At 44.9% G+C, this 20252-nt stretch carries 16 protein-coding genes; 8 read left to right on the top strand and 8 right to left on the bottom strand.

The annotated features are described in order from the left end of the window. Positions 1–178: 178 nt before the first annotated feature. From ACZ48L_RS09250 to ACZ48L_RS09230, 5 genes are all read right to left on the bottom strand, one after another. Positions 179–724 (bottom strand): hypothetical protein, encoded by a 546-nt coding sequence (locus ACZ48L_RS09250; protein ID WP_025790807.1) that lies wholly within the window; start codon positions 722–724, stop codon positions 179–181. 435 nt (positions 725–1159) lie between these two features. Further along, positions 1160–2485 carry an ABC transporter permease gene (locus ACZ48L_RS09245; protein ID WP_025790809.1) on the bottom strand — a complete coding sequence of 442 codons (1326 nt, stop codon included), beginning with the start codon at positions 2483–2485 and terminating at the stop codon, positions 1160–1162. Between the two features lie 11 nt (positions 2486–2496). Beyond that, positions 2497–3714, bottom strand: coding sequence for an ABC transporter permease (locus ACZ48L_RS09240; protein WP_044113771.1), 1218 nt, complete (start codon positions 3712–3714; stop codon positions 2497–2499). Further along, positions 3715–4698 carry an HlyD family secretion protein gene (locus ACZ48L_RS09235; RefSeq protein ID WP_025790811.1) on the bottom strand — a complete coding sequence of 328 codons (984 nt, stop codon included), beginning with the start codon at positions 4696–4698 and terminating at the stop codon, positions 3715–3717. It abuts the gene before it with no gap. 35 nt (positions 4699–4733) lie between these two features. Next, the gene (locus ACZ48L_RS09230; RefSeq protein ID WP_025790813.1) at positions 4734–6242 is read right to left on the bottom strand and encodes a TolC family protein; all 1509 of its coding nucleotides are present in this window, start codon (positions 6240–6242) and stop codon (positions 4734–4736) included. A gap of 194 nt (positions 6243–6436) precedes the next feature. Here ACZ48L_RS09230 and ACZ48L_RS09225 point away from each other — a divergent pair, with 194 nt between their 5' ends. Genes ACZ48L_RS09225 through ACZ48L_RS09215 form a run of 3 tightly spaced genes read left to right on the top strand, consistent with a single transcriptional unit; the run spans position 6437 to position 9386 of the window. Then, positions 6437–6652: a DUF4492 domain-containing protein gene (locus tag ACZ48L_RS09225; protein ID WP_008823049.1), complete on the top strand. Its 216-nt coding sequence runs from the start codon at positions 6437–6439 to the stop codon at positions 6650–6652. A 59-nt stretch (positions 6653–6711) separates the two neighbouring features. After that, entirely contained in the window at positions 6712–8247 is a 1536-nt protein-coding gene (locus ACZ48L_RS09220; RefSeq protein WP_025790815.1) for a cytochrome ubiquinol oxidase subunit I, read from the top strand. Continuing rightward, positions 8244–9386, top strand: a complete 1143-nt coding sequence (locus tag ACZ48L_RS09215; RefSeq protein ID WP_025790816.1) for a cytochrome d ubiquinol oxidase subunit II — start codon at positions 8244–8246, stop codon at positions 9384–9386. Before ACZ48L_RS09220 ends, ACZ48L_RS09215 begins: the two co-directional genes overlap by 4 nt. Before the next feature lie 613 nt (positions 9387–9999). Here ACZ48L_RS09215 and queG read toward each other — a convergent pair. The 3 genes from queG to ACZ48L_RS09200 form a co-directional block, all read right to left on the bottom strand. Then, positions 10000–10977, bottom strand: a complete 978-nt coding sequence (queG, locus tag ACZ48L_RS09210; RefSeq protein ID WP_390891660.1) for a tRNA epoxyqueuosine(34) reductase QueG — start codon at positions 10975–10977, stop codon at positions 10000–10002. Next, positions 10964–11596: a polysaccharide deacetylase family protein gene (locus tag ACZ48L_RS09205; protein WP_008823053.1), complete on the bottom strand. Its 633-nt coding sequence runs from the start codon at positions 11594–11596 to the stop codon at positions 10964–10966. The genes queG and ACZ48L_RS09205 overlap by 14 nt, the downstream gene beginning before the upstream one ends. Positions 11597–11704: 108 nt before the next feature. Continuing rightward, positions 11705–15031: a glycosyltransferase family 117 protein gene (locus ACZ48L_RS09200; protein ID WP_025790819.1), complete on the bottom strand. Its 3327-nt coding sequence runs from the start codon at positions 15029–15031 to the stop codon at positions 11705–11707. A gap of 407 nt (positions 15032–15438) precedes the next feature. On the opposite strand from ACZ48L_RS09200, the gene ACZ48L_RS09195 reads away from it, so the two are divergent. The 5 genes from ACZ48L_RS09195 to ACZ48L_RS09175 all read left to right on the top strand — a co-directional run bounded on the left by ACZ48L_RS09195 (position 15439) and on the right by ACZ48L_RS09175 (position 20245). Next, the gene (locus tag ACZ48L_RS09195) at positions 15439–16854 is read left to right on the top strand and encodes a S8 family peptidase (protein ID WP_025790821.1); all 1416 of its coding nucleotides are present in this window, start codon (positions 15439–15441) and stop codon (positions 16852–16854) included. A gap of 68 nt (positions 16855–16922) precedes the next feature. After that, positions 16923–18152 carry an exodeoxyribonuclease VII large subunit gene (gene xseA / locus ACZ48L_RS09190; protein ID WP_025790822.1) on the top strand — a complete coding sequence of 410 codons (1230 nt, stop codon included), beginning with the start codon at positions 16923–16925 and terminating at the stop codon, positions 18150–18152. A 34-nt stretch (positions 18153–18186) separates the two neighbouring features. Next, positions 18187–18375, top strand: coding sequence for an exodeoxyribonuclease VII small subunit (gene xseB / locus ACZ48L_RS09185; protein ID WP_025790823.1), 189 nt, complete (start codon positions 18187–18189; stop codon positions 18373–18375). Positions 18376–18510: 135 nt separating this feature from the next. Beyond that, positions 18511–19527 carry a branched-chain amino acid aminotransferase gene (locus ACZ48L_RS09180; protein WP_025790825.1) on the top strand — a complete coding sequence of 339 codons (1017 nt, stop codon included), beginning with the start codon at positions 18511–18513 and terminating at the stop codon, positions 19525–19527. 232 nt (positions 19528–19759) lie between these two features. After that, on the top strand, positions 19760–20245 hold the full coding sequence (locus tag ACZ48L_RS09175) for a ferritin (protein ID WP_025790826.1): 486 nt from the start codon (positions 19760–19762) through the stop codon (positions 20243–20245). The last annotated feature ends 7 nt before the right edge of the window (positions 20246–20252 follow it).

Raw genomic sequence — 20252 nt, 5'->3', positions numbered from 1 at the left:
GACAGATTCTGTTACGGATGGACGAGGGCATTTGTCCTTTCTTTATGTCTGGCTTTAAACTGCCGTTTTATTATTGTTTTATAAGTCGTCCGACCTATACATCAACTGCCAAAAGACATTCTTTCTCAATACGATGCCAGCCCTTTCGTTGGGCAAAAGTACAGAAAGAAAAGAACGCTTAAAGCTTCGTCATGTGATATCCCATGCGCTTCAGTTGCATGGCTGCACCCATCAGATAGAGCTGATGAAGCGCAGCAACATAAGCCATGAACGCCTCTTTGCTTCCAGCTTCTATGGGAAGATGACGCAGAAGACTGTTCGTGCGGGCGGCACATTCCCCAACGATGGCAGTCAATGACTTGCGTTCGTCGGCTGAAAGCAACAGAACCTTCTCACAGATGTAGTCATCCATGTGGTCATAATCAATCCGATCACGAAGATAAGTATATAGATTTTCCACCTTATTATATATAGACCAGTCTTCATCCCAGTATTTTGCCACAGCCATACCCACATACATCATCCAGCCAAGGGAGACAGTAGGGTAGGCAGCAAACTCCTTTGTGCCATCTGGCAGATAGGCTTCAGCGATGCCCGTCCACTTCTCTTCAATGTCCGGAGCATCGGGTAACATACTGTCAACAAGGTCTTTACCTTGCAGATAGGTGACTAAATCATCTCTGAATTTCTCTTCATTCGAAATTTGTAAATCTGCTGTTTCCATTCTCTTTCCAATTATTTTTCTGTCTGCAAAGTTACATATTAAAGCTAAAAGGAGCCCTATAACAAGGCTCCTTTTTTCTTTTTCTATCTGCAAAACATGCACCATTGCTTACTCGGAGATATAGCAACGAATGCACCAAAAGGGCTGTAATACGTCACATGAAATAACCTTACAGAATTTAAACCATCACACTTTAGTTATTACACGAAAACTGATTATTTTCAACTCTGTAACCATCAGATATTCAACAGCTTACAAAAAGCAAAGTAAAAGGGCATCTTTTGCGTTGCAAAAGGGCGTCTTTTACACATCAAAAGGGCACCTTTTACCATGCAAAAGGGCATCTTTTACAACGCAAAAGATGCCCTTCTGAAATTCAATGAGTAGTTTATTTTACAAAAACAGTTGTTCCTTCACTTTTCACGAAGGCAGATATCATCCCTTGTTCTCCTTTTGTACTTTCTCCTCACGTGCCTTTTTTATCTTGTTCTGAATCATCTCATAGTGCGCAATAGCGTGCTTTCGCGCATTGATTATCTGGAAACGATAAACGAAACAAGTCGTGGTGAAGTAGATGACAGCTTGTATCCAAAGTGTCCGAACCTCAGGTAATATGTCGTCCAAGGTGCCCCCCATTGATGCAATGCGCAGGTAACCACGCACGCCAAAGGTTGAAGGAATCAGCCAACTGAAGCCTTGCCAATAGCCCGGAATGTTGCTTTGTGGCCACGAAGCACCCGTGAGAAAGAGCAGTGGGACGGATGTAAAGACCACCAATAGCATCACGTTCTCACGGTAACGGACAAGGCAAGAGACCGTCATACCAAAGAAAATCACCGCAAGAAGATAAGGCAGTAGCAGCCAGAAGAGGTCGGAAGCATGTGCAAGCATCGTGAATCCGAAGAAATAAGGCACAGCCATCGTCACGTAAGCTGCCATCACACAGTAGATCATAAAGTAGCAAAACGACTTTCCGAGTACTATTCTCAGGATGCCGTTATAGTGCTTCCCGATAGGAACAAGGTCCTGAAAGCGGTTGTTTTCACGTGCCGTACCCGCCGAAAGACCGATTCCCAATAGTAGTGTCTGCTGCAAAATGAGGATTAAAACCCCAGGAAGAATAGCGTTACCATAGCCTCCCGTCGTATTAAAGATAGCTTTCGCGTCCACAGCCAACGGCTCAGTGTTTATCTCCTCATCCCGTTCTGTGAACGAAAAGCTTTTGTGTTTCAGTCTTTCAGAGTTCAATTCGAGTGCTACAGTCTGTGCAGTTTGATAGATAGCCTTGTATGTTAGCATCAGACTCATGTCACAATAAACACCCACATGCGCCTGTTCTCCACGTCCCAGTGCCCTGTCGAAGTTCTCAGGAAAGTACAAAACGCCCTTCACAGCCTGGTGTCCTACGAGGTCCTTTGCCTCCTGAAGGTTGTTACAATAGTAGGCTGCACGCACATCCGGAGACGCATCAAAGCTACGAATGAACTCACGTGATGCAGCAGAGTGGGAGAGATCGACGATGGCAACAGGCACATCGCGCACCACTTCATTGTTATATATCCACGAATAAAGCAACGGATAAGCCAACGGAACCAGTAGGAAGAAGATCAATACGCCCTCATCCTTCACCGTACTCTTCATCTCCAGCCACCAGATATAGCAGAAAGAAGAGAGAAAATCATACAATCCCGAAACAGATTTCTTCACAGATGCCGCTGCTTTATCCATTATTGGGATTGTTTTATTCTTGTTGTTTGTCATAATTATTGCCCCTATGGAATATACACATATTCAAGCATTGCTCGCTTAAGGTTCCTCATTGTGAGGATAGGCAGACATGCAAAGCCAACGAGAATGATGACATTCTGCCATGCGTCGATCAGTGGATAACCATTGAAAACACATATCTGATAGATCATATAGTAATGACGTAGAGGGATAATCTCAGCCAAAGCCTGAATCATTCCGTCCATTGCAAAGAGTGGGAAGGTGGCACCACAGGCAGAGAAACCCACCACTGCCCACAGTGAACACACACTCATTGACATTCTCAATGACGGCATCAGACCGAATGCAAAGGCACCAAAGCCTTGTGAGGACAGCACTGTCAGCACGGCTATCAGCAGTATCATCGGCAGTCCACCAGGGTGTGGGAAGTTCAGATAACCGTATATGTACCATTCAAAACCTAAGAAAATACTCAGGAAGATAAGCGTCTGTGGGAGTAATTTGCCCGTCAGAGCAACAAAGATGTTATAGTCTGCCATCTGTATCCACTCCCTTGCACGTCCGAATTTCAGCTCTGTTCCGATGGAATAGACCGTAATAAGCAACATGAAAAGTACGAGAACGCCCGGAATCATGATACTACTGAGATACACATTATAGCTCATCCATGGGTTACCTATCATGTGTAAGTCTATCGCTATTGGCTGAATGAAGTTCCTTATCTCCCTGTTTGTCTTTCCTAACATCTGCAATTTCGCCGAACCAACGCTCGCTGACACCAGTGTTGTTATGGTTTTGAGGTCCTTGAAGACCATTCCGCCAGCAACAAGGGTCACATTACTATAATAAAACGATACCTTCGGCTGTCGCTGAGCAATCAGATCAGCCGTCATATGGTCAGGGATATACAGGAATCCATAGATCTCTCCACGCTGAATAGCTTGTCTTGCCTCACTCACATTATTATAATGTGCCACAACACGGGTGCTTTGAAAGGCATCCAACCGTTGGATAAGTGCACGTGTAGTAGACGTGTTGTCATTGTCAACCACGCCACAAGGCAGCTTCTCCGGCTGTCCTTCGCTCATCAAAGAAGTGAAAAAGAAGATGGTAATGATGGGGAATACTACCATACAACAGATGTAGATAGGGTTATGAACCATTAACCCTACCTCACGGGAAGCGATAGATACTATCCTTTTCAGGCTCTCCCCAAAGGACGTAAAAGCAGACTTCAGACTGAAAGCTCTCCTCTTTCCCATTTATTTTATTATCAAAGACATACCCGGTTTCAGCCCATCCACCTTCTTCACAGGGCGTGCTTTCACCTGGAAAGTCTTGAGATCATATTGTCCGTTGGTCTTTGTAGCCTTCCATACGGCATACGAACCCTGATTCTTCAACGAAGAAACGCGCAGTTCAATATCCTTGTCAAGGGCAGGAACATACGCCTTCAGCACCGTTCCCACCTTCATATTCTTAAGCTGATCCTCACGAACATTGAAGGTTCCCCACATGTCATCCACCATGGAAATACTCATTATAGGACTGCCTAAGCCTACTAATTCGCCCACTTTGGGGTAGATTGTCTCCACTTCTCCATCTGCTGTGGCACGCTGAACAGTCTCTTTCAGTACCGAACGCACCACGTCGACAGCTGAATGAGCAGCCTGTGCCTGCTTCTTTGCAGCAACCTTTGCCTCCTCACGTACGCCACTCTTTGCCAGTTCCCATTGTGATTTCGCCACCTGAACGCCCGCCTTTGTAGCCTCGAAAGCAGCCTTTGCCTCATCACGTTTCTGTGCACTCATGACGCCTTCATCGAAGAGTCGTTGCATACGACCGTACGTTTTCTCCGCAATATCATTGGCAGCAACCGCCTGTTGATACACTTGATAAGCACTCTCTACAGTCTCTCGGCGTGTAGGAGCAGCTGTTAAAGCACTCAAAGCATCGGTAGCTCCTGCAGCAGCCTGCGCCACTTTCTCCTGTGCGGAAGCCTCTGGAATGGCTAAAGTAGCAACGATATCACCCTTATGAACATAGTCTCCTTCCTTCACACGGATGTCGGTTACACGTCCGGGGAGCTTACATGCCACCCTATATTCGCTTACTTCAACCTCTCCTTCAATAACTTCTTTCGTACGATCTAACGTGAAATAACCAATAACAGCTACTGCAATGACTACCGAAACAAAGCCCAATACGGCGAGTAGAATGTTATTATGTTGTGATTTTGCTGACATATTGTAGTTTATCTTTTTGTCTTTTACCTTTATTATTATAGTTCTCCCATAGCCTTTCTAACACCAGTCTGTGCAAGTTTTACGGCAATTTCTGCATCAATAATCGCTGTTCGAGCTGTCTGCCAGGCTGTTTGTGCTGCCATAACTTCCGTTACTGTCATCACACCTTCCTTGAAACCGACGTTTGCACAACGTAGGTTTTCGTCTGCTGCAGCCATATTCTGATGTGCTGTGGCAAGTTGTTTATTGGCATCTTTGAGCCGAAGTCGATTCTGTTCCAGTTCTAAATCAATCTTCTTTCGGGCATCTTCCAACTCTAATTGAGCTATACTTGTAGCCGTTTTTGCTGCCCTTACCTTGTATTTATTCTCTCCCCAGTTCCATATAGGCACCTGAAGTGTGATGCCAATGTTCCACAAATCGCTGAATTTATTTTGGAAACCGTTGAAGGTATTGGGGTTCATTACAGAGTAACCAGCTGTCAAGAGGACATGGGGTAAGTACAAAGCACGCACCAATTTAGTGTTCTGTTCGCTTAAATCCACCGCATTCTGCAGTAGACGTAGCTCTGGTCTGGCTTCTTTCTGGGCTGTGCTATCTGAAGAATAAGCCGTAGAATGAGCCTCATAATTAGGTAATGGAGTAGGCGAAAGGTCTGCTGTACCCTCGTCAGCAAGCTCAATATCACCGTCAAGGGCAATGCCACAGAGTTCACAAAGCGTCATCTTAGCCAATGAAACACCACTTTGTATGCGCGAAATCTGCAGATCTGCAGTGTTAACAACGACATCCACCTTCAAACCATCAGCCCTTGTAGCCACTCCTTCACGTATCATCTTCTTCACATCGTCGTCCAATTTCTTCGCTAAATCGCGATATTGAATGGCAAGAGACTCCTTTCTCTTCAACGAAACAGCCAGCCAATAAGCGTTATCAACACCAAAAAGGATCAGTTGTTGCTTCAAAGCGAGATTGTTTTGTGCCATTTCTTCACCAATAGTAGCCATGTCATTGGCTGCTTGTATGGCTCCACCCATATATATAGGTTGGCTGATGACGATCCCTGCAGCGTACACATTCTTCGTATTAGTGCGGAAAGCGTCGTTTATGGATTGCCCTATGTTGTTGCCGGCTTGCGTCAATGGCGCTGCAATATTACTCAAAAGCTGCCCCAACTGTTGGGCTGTCTGCGTACTGATGATGCCCTGTTGTGCCAGAGAGGTGAGGTTCTGACCAATCTGATTGCCCAGTTTTCCTGCCGTGTTAGAGCCCAAATTGGCAAGAGCACCCTTCTGTTTGTCGTTCAAAATGGATACTTCTCGTGAGAAATGTTGGTATCCTGCCAAACCATCTACACGTGGAAGGTACTTAGTTTTAGCTGATTTATGTATATTTTCAGCTACTTCAGCCGTCATACGGGACACTTTCAGCTGGCGATTGTTCTCCAATGCCAACTCTCTACAGCGCTGTAAAGACAAAACTCCTTGGGCTTGTAAGCTGAAGGAGATGCTACTGAAAACCACAAAAAAGAAAAGTTTTCTCATTATTTTATAACCTCTAAGAATATAAATGCAAATATAAATCTTTTAAATGATACCACAATAGAAAAACATTTCTTAATCCTTAAAATACAAGAAACTATCTATTTTTAAGGAAATATAGAACAACTTTCGAAAATAATGTTTATCTTTGCAAACGCAATCTGTATTTAATACAAGAACAAGATATATTACAAATAGTGAAGAAAACAAGCTTCTTTTATCGTGTGTTCGACCTCTATTACGATGGTTTTAAGCATATGACCTTAGGTAAAACACTGTGGACTGTGATTATTATCAAGCTGATAATCATGTTTCTTGTGCTTAAAGTGTTCTTCTTTCCTAACTTCTTAAAGGAGAATTCAAAGCCTGGTAAGGAAGGAGATTTCGTTGAGCAGCAGATCATGAAACGATAAAACGAACAACCTACAAGCGGAAAAATCAATTCTTAACATTATCAAATAACAAAAAAACAATGGAAAACCTACTCTTAACCATTGACCCAGGAACAGTTGACTGGTCACGTGCGCAGTTTGCATTGACCGCCATCTATCACTGGCTTTTTGTCCCTTTGACACTTGGTTTAGCTGTCATTATGGGAATTGTAGAGACCTGTTATTACAAAACTCGTACTGAGTTCTGGCGTTCAGCAGCCCGTTTCTGGCAGCGTCTCTTCGGTATTAACTTCGCAATGGGCGTTGCAACGGGTATCATTCTGGAGTTCGAATTCGGAACAAACTGGAGCAATTACTCTTGGTTTGTGGGTGATATCTTCGGTGCACCACTTGCTATTGAAGGTATCTTGGCGTTCTTTATGGAGTCAACCTTCGTTGCTGTGATGTTCTTTGGATGGAAAAAGGTATCTCCAGGGTTCCATTTGGCATCTACATGGCTCACCGGTTTGGGTGCAACACTGTCTGCTTGGTGGATTCTTGTGGCTAATGCTTGGATGCAATATCCTATTGGTTGCACCTTCAATCCTGACACTATGCGCAATGAGATGACGTCTTTCCTCGATGTAGCATTGAGTCCTTTCGCCATTGATAAGTTCACTCACACGGTTACTTCAGCATGGGTGCTGGGTGCAGCGTTCACAGTTGGCGTCAGCTGTTGGTTCCTTTTGCGCAAGCGTCACACGGAGTTGGCAAAGCAAAGTATTAAGATTGGTTCTATTGTTGGTCTTGTTGCATCCTTACTTGCAGCCTTTACGGGTGATAATTCAGCATATATGGTGGCACAAACCCAGCCTATGAAGCTGGCAGCTATGGAGGCTTTATATGAAGGAGGGACTGATCAGAGCCTGACAGGTATTGCCTTTGTCAATCCATTTAAGCAACCTGACTATATGACTGAGGCTGAACCTCCTATGCGAATAGCTGTTCCTAACATGCTTTCTGTCCTTGCTACGCATGATCCTCATGGCTTTGTACCAGGTGTAAGGGATATTATTAAGGGTTACACGAAGACCGATGGCACCTGCGAACCATCTCTAAAGGAGAAGCAGGAACGTGGACGTAATGCCATTCAGGCGCTCAAAGACTTCCGTGCAGGAAAGGATAAGGAAGCCAATCGCAAGATTCTTGACCGTGACATGAAGTACTTTGGTTATGGATATATCAAGAATGCCGACCAGATAGTACCATTTATCCCAATCAACTTCTGGGCTTTCCGTACGATGGTTGGACTAGGTTGCCTCTTCATTCTGGTGTTTGCTGTGATGTTGTTCATTCTATATAAGAAGGATATCACACGCCCACGTTGGTTGCAATACGTTGGTCTGGCACTCATCCCATTGGCGTTTATTGCCAGCGAAAGTGGTTGGTTGGTAGCTGAATTCGGTCGTCAACCATGGACCATTCAGGACATGCTTCCTACATGGGCTGCCGTCAGCGACCTGTCAAGTGGTGGCATTGCCTTAACCTTCTTCCTCTTCCTTGTTCTCTTCACTGGCATGTTGACAGCAGAGATAAGTATCATGTGCAAACAAATTAAGAAAGGACCAGAACTATGACATACGATTTCTTACAACACTACTGGTGGTTTATCATCGCCCTTTTAGGCTCAATTCTGGTGTTCTTGCTCTTCGTTCAAGGAGCAAACTCCATGATTTTCCAACTCGGAAAGACCGAAGAGGACCGCAGAATACTAATAAATTCAACGGGACGTAAGTGGGAATTCACCTTTACCACGCTTGTTACCTTCGGTGGAGCATTCTTTGCATCCTTCCCACTGTTCTATAGTACCAGCTTTGGAGGTGCTTATTGGGTTTGGTTACTGATCCTTTTCACCTTTATTATACAGGCTATCAGCTATGAATTCCAGAACAAAGCCGGTAATATCTTTGGTGTACGGACGTTCCAGACATGCCTTATCATCAATGGAATTCTTGGTCCGTTGCTCTTGGGTGGAGCTGTTGCAACATTCTTCACGGGCTCGAATTTCATCGTAGAGAAGGGTAATATCACCGACTCTTTACAGCCTGTTATCTCTCATTGGGCGAATGCTTCACGTGGACTTGACGTCCTTCTGAATCCATGGGTAGTCGTTTTCGGTATTGCAGTGGTATTCCTTGCTCGTATTCTGGGTACACTTTATATCAACAATAACGTGGATGATGCCATTATTCGTGGGCGAGTTCGTAAGCAGTTACTTATCAATACGGTGTTGTTCCTTGTCTTTTTCCTGCCTTTCCTCATCGTAACACTGATCGGTGAAGGCTATACTGTCAATGCATCGGGCGTTGTTTTCATGGAACCAATGAAGTATCTGAACAACCTGATTGCCATGTGGCCACTGGCTGTTGTCCTCCTAGTGGGTGTTCTTCTGTTGCTTTTCGGCATCATCAAGACCATTGCATCATCAGCTTACACACGTGGTATATGGCCAGCAGGAATCGGTGTTGTACTGGTTGTGCTTGTCCTTTTCCTCATCGCAGGATGGAACAATACGGCTTATTATCCGTCAACTGCCGACCTACAGAGTTCACTAACGATTCAGAACAGTTGCTCAAGTGAGTTTACACTCAAGGCTATGTTCTATGTAAGCTTCCTTGTTCCGTTCGTCCTTGGATACATCATTTATGCTTGGCGTGCTATCGATAAGAAGGCTATTACACGTGAAGAAATCATAGACGACGACCACGCTTATTAAGCTTTCGTCGGTTAATCAAACAGTAAAGGTGGGAGAAGTGCCTCGTGCACTGTCTCTCACCTTTTTTCGTTTTCCTCTTTTCAGAAGCTTAATTCATAATAATGTGAAACTGATGATATGAGCATGTACAGAACCCCCAAGGGCTTACTAATGTAAAAAGAATTCACATCTGCTTTTCAAGACATGCTCTTTTGCATTGTAAAAGACGCCCTTTTGCATTGTAAAAGACGCCCTTTTGAGGTGTAAAACATGCCCTTTTGCAACGCAAAAGATGCCCTTTTACAAGCCTGTTTGTAACCACTTGATAATCTAATGGTTACAAAGTCAGAAAAAGACCCTTTCCGTTCGTTTTCAGCTTTGTGGTGTTCTGAAATTTGTAAGACTATTTTATTTCATAATGCTGAACACCATGTAAGTCCCGCTTTTAGTCTTTTACACCTTATTATATATATAACACGTTTGCCATAAGTGCGTCTTATGGTTTACCTTTGATGGTTGGGTTCGAATAGAAAGTATGGAAATCGAATGTTTTTCAGTATAAGAAATGTTTTCCATGGTTTATACCTTACGGGGGCAGACATCCCTTGTTCTCCTTTCAGAATGCCCATTGGGCTTAATTATTGGTAGCATCAATGTTGCGTTTCAGACCGTCAAACTTCACACGTTTGACAGCTGATCCCTTGAAAAGACGGCGATAATCCTCAACGGAGAGATTGTGCCATGCCTCCTTACTCATGCTGAGGAGCTCCGGTTTCGGTTGTAAGGCTGGCTCCGTATTGGGCGTTGCGAAACGGTTCCAAGGGCATGCCGTCTGGCATCTGTCACAGCCATATATGGTGTTGCCCATGGCTGCTTTCGCCTCATCCGACAGTTCGCCACGGTTCTCAATGAGCTGATAAGACAGGCAACGGTCGGCATGGAAGTCCTCATCAGGGATGATGGCATGTGTAGGACACGCATCAATGCATCGGTGACAACTGCCACAACGACTCTGCATGGGCGTATCATAGACGTCAACAGCAAAGGGAAGGAAGACTTCTCCGAGGAAAAACATGGAGCCAGCATGCGGTATTATGAGCTGATGGTTGCGTCCTACCCATCCCAAACCAGCCTTTTGAGCCCAGTAACGTTCGAGAACCGGTGCCGTATCGCAGAAGATTCCCCATCCTGTTTCTTCTTTTTCGTCGGCTGATTGTGGTTTCTTCCCTTTCTGAAAAAGCTCCATTGGTGCTCCGATATTTACGGCAAGTTCGCGTAATCGCTGTTTCATCAGGTCGTGATAGTCCTGCCCGAGGGCGTAAGCAGCCAACTGATATTCACCTTCAGGCAGCTGTTGTGCAGGCGCATAGTTCATTGCCAGTGAGACGATGGAGCGTACGCCGGGGACGAGAAGAGCGGGATTCAGTCGTTTTTCAAGATAGTTTGTCATATAAGCCATGGATGCTTCCTCACCGTTTTCCAACCATTTCCGATAAGCTTCAGCAACATTTTCTTCCACAGGTGCCGCCTTCGCTATGCCACAAGCAAAGAAGCCAAGACGTTGTGCCTCGGCTTTTATCTTGCTCGCTATCATCTTTTCATCTTGTTTCATCAGGGTTATCAGGGAAAACTTTGAACTCATAGCCCTGATCTTTCAGCCATTGAAGTGATTCGGGGAGGGCTGTCCGCAGTTTATCGATGCTCTTCAGAGAGTCGTGGAAGGTGATAATAGACCCGTTTCGGGCGTATTTCTTCACGTTGTTCACCACATCCTTTGCCGTCAGAAGGTTCGAATAGTCTCGCGTAACGAGGTCCCACATGACGACACGGTAGTACTGTTTGGTCCACCAATACACTGTATGGCGCAGCCAACCATGTGGCGGACGGAAGTAAGGGGTATGGAGTAGGGCGTCAGCCTTCGTCACATCGACAGCATAAGTCAGTGCCCAGTGACGGAAAGAGCCAAGGTGGTGATAGGTATGGTTGCCCACTTTGTGGCCACGTCTTATGACTTCTTCATATAGTTCGGGATGTTTCCTCACATTGTCAGCCACCATAAAGAACATAGCCTTTGCTCCAAACTGGTCCAATGTGTCGAGGATAAAGGGCGTAGCTTCGGGTATTGGACCGTCATCAAAGGTGAGATAGACGGAGTGATCATTCTTATCCATACGCCACAAGGCATGTGGATAGAAGATACGAAGCCAACGTGCAGGTTGTTCGATAAGCATATTTTATCTGTGAAATAGAATAAAAAGAGCCGAGTATGGTAACCTTTTTACAGGCAACCAGCACCCGGCTCGCTTTTTAATAGTCTTTTATAATGTAATGATGTCTTGTTATACCTGTTCCAAAGAACCACCAAGATTCTTGAAACGGATCATCATATTGTTCAGCTGCATGGCATGTTTGTTAGCCCATACACGGTCAGTACGATCGTTAGCATTGACAAGATTCATCATAATCTGGAAGTGCATCTTACATGAACTCTGGCTCATGTCGAAGTAACGAGGCGGAAGACTCATGTAATAGTTAGCATATTGCATGGAGATCTTCCACAAAGTATCATAGAGCTGGCGTGCTTTAGCCTTCTGACCAAGCATTGCATATGCCTGAGCCATGTCTCCTGAACCACTCATATAGCTTACAGGAACATTGTAAGTAGGCAGCACTTTCTCCAGTTTCTGCAGTACTTTGAGTGCCTTTTCCTTCTCTCCCTTGGCGATAAGGTGCAATGCGAGATTAGCCATCTCACGTCTGTGCGTATAGCACATACGCATTACAGTCTCGTCAATGTAAAGCCCTGGCACGTTAAGACCGCCCCATTTGAAGCGATTCATCATAACATCATACGTCTTTTCGGTGTCGAAGTCGCGCATATTGATGCCAGTTTGGTCGCTATTACCTTGTGTATTGAACGGTGTAATACGGTTAGCCAGACCTTCTTGTACGAAGTTATCGCCCAAATTCATGAAGTTTTCAGAGCCAACAGTGATGGCTACGTACAGTGGACGGGTCCAATTACAGTTGGCAATCATCTCTAACATCATCAAATCTCCTTTGTATAGCGCCTGCTTTCCTTGTAAAGAGATGACCATACGGTCGGGGATTGAGTCGCCAGGAAGCATCATTCCACTCTTTCGAACAGCCTCCTTGTCTATCTTCATATAGATAGTATCAGTTGGGATGACGTGTGTCTGTGGGTCTTTAGAGCGTACCCAGTACTTCAGAATGTTCTTTAGTTCGAACGGATCATCGCCAAACTGTGCCTTAGCAGCTGCTGGATTCTGCTTGTAGAAGTCCTTTATCTGCTGCTTAAACTCTGGTTGTACAGGCACATACTCGTTCGTTCCGCTCACATAATCAAGCCTTGGCCAAGAGATTGGGACGCCTGGTGAGGTGTAAGCAGGACGCTTCATCTGGTCAATATACCAATCAGTCTGCAGATAAGAGAGGTTGCAGACACGTGAATCGGTGCGTATTCCTTCCACTTCTTGGTCATACCAGAGAGGGAATGTGTCGTTATCCCCATTCGTAAAGATGATTGGATAGCCCTTTTGTTGCAGTGACATGAGGTAGTTTTGACCAAAGTCACGACAGGTATAACGTCCAGAACGATCATGATCGTCCCATGTCTGTGATGCCATTTGTATTGGAACAAACAGACAAGCCAGTGATACTACTGATGCAGAGAGCACCGGTGCAAGCTTCAACTTGCGTGCCCAGTCATACAAAGCAAGTACTCCAAGACCGCACCAGATGGCATATGCATAGAAAGAACCAGCATAAGAATAGTCGCGTTCACGTGGTTGACTTGGAGTTTGGTTTATATAAACGACGATAGCAAGGCCTGTCATGAAGAACAGGAAGAAGACAACCCAGAACTGTTGGATGCCTCTTTTGCCACGCCATGCCTGCCAGAAGAGTCCGATAAGGCCCAAAAGCAATGGTAAACAGTAGAAGACGTTATGTCCCTTGTTGGCTTTCAACTCGTCAGGCATCATGTCTTGATTACCGTAGAGTGCGTTGTCTATGAAGGAAATACCCGTAATCCAGTTTCCATGTTCTGGCTCACCGTTACCCTGGAGGTCGTTCTGTCTACCGGCAAAGTTCCACATAAAGTAACGCCAATACATGAAATTACACTGGTAAGAGAGGAAGAAACGAAGGTTCTCAAGCTGTGTTGGCATCTTAACACCATCCACATCGTGACCTGTAACGCCTCCCATCCACTGCTCATACTGGGCTGCATGACCTTGATCATACATACGTGGGAAGAACATATTCTGCTCAAATACCTGCGTAGACTTATGCCTTACGAGGAAATAAGAGTCCTTTTCATCCTTTGAAGCCTTCTCCTTGCGCTCGTAAACAGGTGCACCTTCGTCAAACTTATAGTGCATACCGTCAGCTGCAACAGCTGGTTGGCTGGTGTAAGCAGGACCATAAAACAAAGGATGATCGCCGTATTGGTCACGACTCAGATAGCTTCCGAGGGTGAAGATGTCCTCTGGTGAGTTCTGATCCATAGGAGGATTGGCTGTAGAACGTATGACTATCACTGCGTAAGATGAGTAACCGATGATCAACATCAGCATACATAGCAGCGCAGTGTTCTTTACTCGTGATGAGATTAAGGCTGTACGCAGCTTCTTTCCTTGACTGTTTACAGGGCGTTGCCACTGCAAAAGCACGTAAACAACGGCTAAAATGACAATACCTGTGAAGAAAGCTGTCCATCCATAACCATAGAATGGAATACCAATGAGGGCAAGAGCTGCAAGGAAAGCGATGTTCTCACGCTTGCGATGACTGTCTTGATAAGTCTCATAGATAGCCCATACGAAGGAAGCGATGAGCAGAATGATATAAATAATAGTACCCGTATTGAACGGCATACCCAATGTATTCGTGAAGAAGAGCTCAAACCATCCGCCAACAGTTATGATTCCAGGTACTACACCATAGAGAACTGCTGCCACAATGAGCACTGAAACGACGAATGCCAAGAGTGACCCTTTGAGGTTTGCATCGGGAACTTTCTTGTAATAGTATACCAATACCATGGCTGGAATACAAAGAAGGTTCAGCAGATGGACACCTATTGACAAGCCTGTCATATAGGTAATCAACACCAACCAACGGTCAGAATGAGGCTTGTCGGCATTGTCTTCCCACTTCAATATAAGCCAAAAGACAACCGCAGTGAATGCTGATGAATAGGCATATACCTCACCTTCGACTGCAGAGAACCAGAAAGTGTCACTGAAAGTATAGATCAATGCACCCACAAGACCGGCTCCTTCGATGGCAATCATCTTAGAAAGCGTCGGCGCTTGACCGTCACGTACCACCAATCGGCGGGCAAGATGCGTAATGGTCCAGAACAAAAACATGATACACGTTGCGGAAAGCAAGGCGCTCATGGTGTTGACCATACGTGCAACTTGTGACGGATCACTGGCAAAATGTGAGAAAAGATTGGCTGTAAGCATGAAGAATGGCGCCCCAGGAGGGTGTCCTATCTCCAGTTTATAGCCTGTAGTGATGAATTCAGGACAGTCCCAAAAGCTGGCTGTCGGCTCAATCGTGGAACAATAAACGAATGCTGCAACCAAGAAAGCTACCCACCCGAAGATGTTATCCACCAGTCTAAATTGTTTCATTTATGCGATTAGAATTTTACAGTATGCCCACTCCTGTCATGGAATAGCACATCAGTTATTTCGAAATAATCGCTGCAAAGATAGCAATATTAATCAAGAATCGGTCAAGAGAACGGAAGAAAAATAGCAAATAGTAGGCTTATTGGAAGTGAAGAATTGATGTTCTGGGAGGTCAATGACCGTCTCCAAGAAAATTACAAAGGCTTTGTAGAAGAATTACAAGGCGTCTGTAGAAGAATTACAAAGGGCTTGTAGAACTTCTACAAGGCGTCTGTAATTTTCTGGAATGCCGTCTTCTGCTTTCTGAAAGGGCATCGCGAAGGATGTAAAAGGATATGAAAAATAAAACGGAAGATTATCCCTTGTAAGGCTATTATATTCCAATAATTTTGTGTAAGTTTGCACTTATGAATCAAAACCACCTTAAATTATATCTCGCTCTCCTTCTGGCAGCTGTCACAATGACTGCTATGAGCAACAGAATGGGCGGTCCTGGACGTATTCCTTACCCTGGTGGGAAGTACTATATGTTCCGTGTTACACTGCGAGATAAGGCCAATACGCCGTATTCTGTGGGCAAACCCGAACAGTTTTTGTCGAAGAAGGCGATTGAAAGACGGCAGAGACAAGGGTTAAAGGTCGACTCTACCGACCTTCCTGTCACTCCTTCTTATCTCCAACGTATGCAAAAAGAGGGCGCACAGGTGGTGGCTGTGAGCAAATGGAACAACACTGTACTCGTAAAAAGCGACAATCGGCAGACTCTGGAAGACCTTACTGTGTTGCCATTTGTGAAGAGTAGCGAGTTCGTCTTTGTCTCTCCCGATTCAATACGTCCTCTTTCACGCCGTGTTCGTAACCATTCTGAACTCATCATGCTTGACTCTACAATCCATGATGCCTATGGAATGGGTAAGGCACAGATAGAAAGCATCAACGGAAGGAGGCTTCATGACTTCGGATTCATGGGTGAAGGAATGACCATTGCAGTGTTGGATGCAGGCTTCATGAACGTCGACAGGATCCCAGCCTTTAAGAAAGTGAAGATCCTTGGAACGCGAAATTTCGTGGCAGGATATGACAATGACGTATATAAAGAGATGGATCATGGTACGAAAACACTCTCTGTCATTGCCATGGACCAGCCGAAGTTGTTCGTAGGTACAGCCCCAAAGGCTGCTTTCTGGTTGCTTCGTTGTGAGGATTATCTTACGGAGAGCCCTGCGGAAGAGGACTATTGGATAGCTGCAGCAGAGTTTGCTGACTCCGTGGGAGTGGATGTTATCAGTTCATCTCTGGGCTATCACTCCTTTGATGATGCGTCGTTGAGTTATCATTATGCCGATCTTAATGGTCGTACAGCTCCCATTTCGCGCACTGCAGCCATGCTGGCTCACAAGGGAATGATACTTGTCAACAGTGCTGGTAACGATGGTATGGGAACCTGGAAGAAGATAAACGTACCGGCAGATGCACCTGATATCCTCACTGTAGGAGCCGTTTCACCCGATGGTATCAATGCTCCGTTCTCCTCAATCGGCCCAACTGCTGACGGAAGGACCAAGCCTGACGTGATGGCATACGGTTGTCCGACAAACGTTGTGACGGGAAGAGGATACATAACTCCCGATACTGGAACCTCATTTGCTTGTCCATTGGTTGCCGGAATGGTTGCTTGTCTGTGGCAAAGTATGCCCAACAAGACGGCATTGGAGATGATTGACATCGTCAGAAGGAGCAGTAGCAATGTCAAAACACCTGATAATATCATGGGATATGGCATCCCAGACTTCTGGAAAGCCTATCAACCGCAGAAGCAATGATACCAAGGAAAAAGACAGTTCATCGTAATTAGCATTACACCTTATTATATATAGGGAGAAAAAGAAGCATGACAAAAGCACTTTCACTTTATCAACTGAACACGCTTGTGGCTGATGTTATCAGCAACACGATGGCACATGCCTACTGGGTAGAGGCTGAATTGTCCGAAGCAAGGGAAAGTAATGGCCATTGTTACATGGAGTTGATAGAGAAGGAAGAGGGTGGAAATGTCCCCATAGCACGTGCATCAGCAAAGTGTTGGCGCAATGTATGGTCGATGATAAAGCCTTATTTCATGCGCATAACAGGGCAAACGATACATGCAGGGATGAAGGTTATGCTACAGGTTCATGCCCAATTTCACCCACAATATGGATTTTCGTGGATTGTAGACGATATCAATCCTGAGTTTACGATGGGTGACATGATGCGCAAACGACAGGAGATCATCCGCCAGTTGAAGGCAGAAGGGGTGTTCGACCTGCAACATGAGCTGCGCTTACCGATGTTTACCCAGCGTATAGCGGTCATCTCTTCAGAGACAGCAGCAGGCTATGGAGACTTCTGTAACCAACTGATGAACAATGAATACGGACTCTTCTTTCATGTAAAACTATTCCCTGCGGTGATGCAAGGAGAGCAAGTTGAACAGAGTATCATCAGTGCTTTGGATGCCATTAACCAACAAGTGGAGGATTATGACTGTGTTGTTATCATCCGAGGAGGCGGTGCAACGGCTGATTTAAGCGGTTTTGACACGCTCCTTCTGGCTGAGAATGTTGCGAACTTTCCGCTCCCTGTCATCACAGGTATTGGTCATGAACGGGATGAAAGTGTGCTGGATATGGTGTCATTCCAACGCGTTAAGACGCCAACTGCCGCTGCTGCCTTCCTCATTGACAGTCTTGCAGCCACACTTTCACGTGTGGAGAATGCACAGACAGCTATCATTGACGGTGTGAAAAGGAAGATTGAACGTGAGAATATGCGTCTTCAGCACCTTAGTTCACACATACCTGTGCTCTTCTCAGTGGTCCGTACGAAGCAGGAAGCACGTTTGGAACGCATGATTCAGCAACTTATCAGTGGCATAAAGGAGAACATCAACAGGTCGAACCACCACATAGAACTGCTCAGTCAGCGCATGGAACTACTCGACCCAACGCTCCTTCTGAAGCGAGGATACAGCATTACGCTTCACAATGGTAAGGCTATCAAGAGTCAGGAGGAACTGAAAAAGGGTGACATCATCGTCACTCGGCTGGCAAACGGCGAGGTTGAGAGTGTCATTAAGTAGTATTAAACCTATTAAAAAAGCAAGGAAAAAGTAAATGGAAACAATGAAATACGAAGAAGCAGTACACCAACTTGAAGCCATTGTAGCAAAGATGGAGCAAGGAGAGTTGGACGTTGACACCATGGCAGAGCAACTAAAGAAGGCGCAAGAGCTTATCAAACTCTGCAAAAAGAAGCTGAAACATACGGATGATGAGATACAAAAGCTACTGACTGAACAGTAAACAGTCTGGCGTTCTGTATCCTCTTAAGCCGGAAAAGCATACAACAAATTACTTAATTATCGGTTGCAAGTAAGAAGAATTTTGCTTACTTTTGCATCTGAGTCGTATAGATTATCTTTTAAACTGATATGTAATATGAAAAATTTAGATTGGGCGAGTTTATCATTTGGTTATATACCAACTGATTACAACGTACGTTGTTATTACCGTGATGGCAAGTGGGGCGAGGTAGAAGTGTGCTCCGACGAATACTTAAAGCTGCATATGGCAGCCACATGTCTGCACTATGGACAGGAAGCTTTCGAAGGTTTGAAGGCTTTTAGATGCCCTGATGGCAAGGTAAGGGTGTTCCGTCCAGAGGAAAACGCAGCCCGTTTGCAGAACACATGTCGTGGTATTGTGATGCCAGAGGTGCCTACTGAGCTCTTCTTAGAGATGGTTAAGAAGGTTGTTCGCCTCAATCAAGAGTATATTCCTACCTATGAAAGCGGTGCATCATTGTACCTTCGTCCGCTACTTATTGGTACATCAGCACAAGTAGGGGTACATCCTGCAGCGGAATATTGCTTCCTTATCTTCGTTACTCCTGTTGGTCCTTACTTCAAAGGAGGCTTCTCAAGCAATCCATATGTCATTGTGCGCGACTTCGACCGTGCTGCTCCGTTGGGTACAGGTATGTATAAGGTGGGTGGAAACTACGCAGCTTCCATGCGTGCCAACAAGCTTGCACATGAGAAAGGCTATGCTTCTGAGTTCTATCTTGATGCAAAAGAGAAGAAATATGTTGATGAATGCGGTGCTGCAAACTTCTTTGGTATCAAGAACAACACCTACGTTACGCCGAAATCAACCTCTATATTGCCTTCTATAACCAACAAGAGTCTGATGCAGATAGCTGAAGATTTGGGCATGAAAGTGGAACGTCGACCTATCTCTGAGGATGAGTTAGACAGCTTCGAGGAGGCTGGTGCATGCGGAACAGCAGCTGTTATCTCGCCAATTTCACATCTTGATGACATGGAAACAGGTAAGGTTTATAACTTCGGAGACAAGCCCGGACCATGGTCAACCAAGCTTTATGAGACGCTTCGTGGTATCCAGTACGGAACAGTTGAGGATAAACACGGATGGACAATGGTTGTGATTGAATAGTCAACCAGCTGTTCCAGGCATATAAGTGATCATTGCATAAAGCCTCATTTTCCTATTTTTCATGACGAAAAAGATAGGTAAATGAGGCTTTATGCAATTTTTTTTATTTCTAAATAGCGCTGTTATCTTTTCAGATATTTGGTAGAATAAGGGGAAAAAGCTAACTTTGCAGTCCGTAAACTTGTAATGTTTACATATAAAACATAAATTACCGTACAAGAAAAAAGCAATTATGAACATTTCACAGAGAATGCAAGACGCATTCAACAAGCAGATTGTAGCAGAGTTATGGTCATCAAACATTTATCTACAGATGGCATTCTGGTTCCGCAAAGAGGGCTGGAAGGGTTTCGCAAACTGGATGTATAAGCAGGCAGAAGAGGAAAAACAGCACGCAATGGACATCTCAAACTTCGTACTTATGCGTGGTGGTGAGGTTAAACTGACTGCTATTGATGCCGTTAAGACCAACTGGAAGGATGCAAAAGAGATCTTTATAGACACTTTGGCACACGAACAGAATGTTACAGAGATGATCAATGTACTTGCTGACGTAGCTGACGAGGAGAAGGATCGTGCTTCTCAGAACTTCATTGATAAGTATATCGACGAGCAAGTAGAGGAAGAAAGAAACGTCCAGGATATCCTCGACTCATTCGAACATCAGTCAAACCACGCTGTCGCACACATTGATAAAGAGTTGTCTAAGCGTCAGTAATTACGGA

Source organism: Prevotella histicola, from assembly GCF_055385135.1.
The sequence above is the reverse complement of the archived record's forward strand: the minus strand, read 5'-3'. Positions and strand labels throughout refer to the sequence as shown.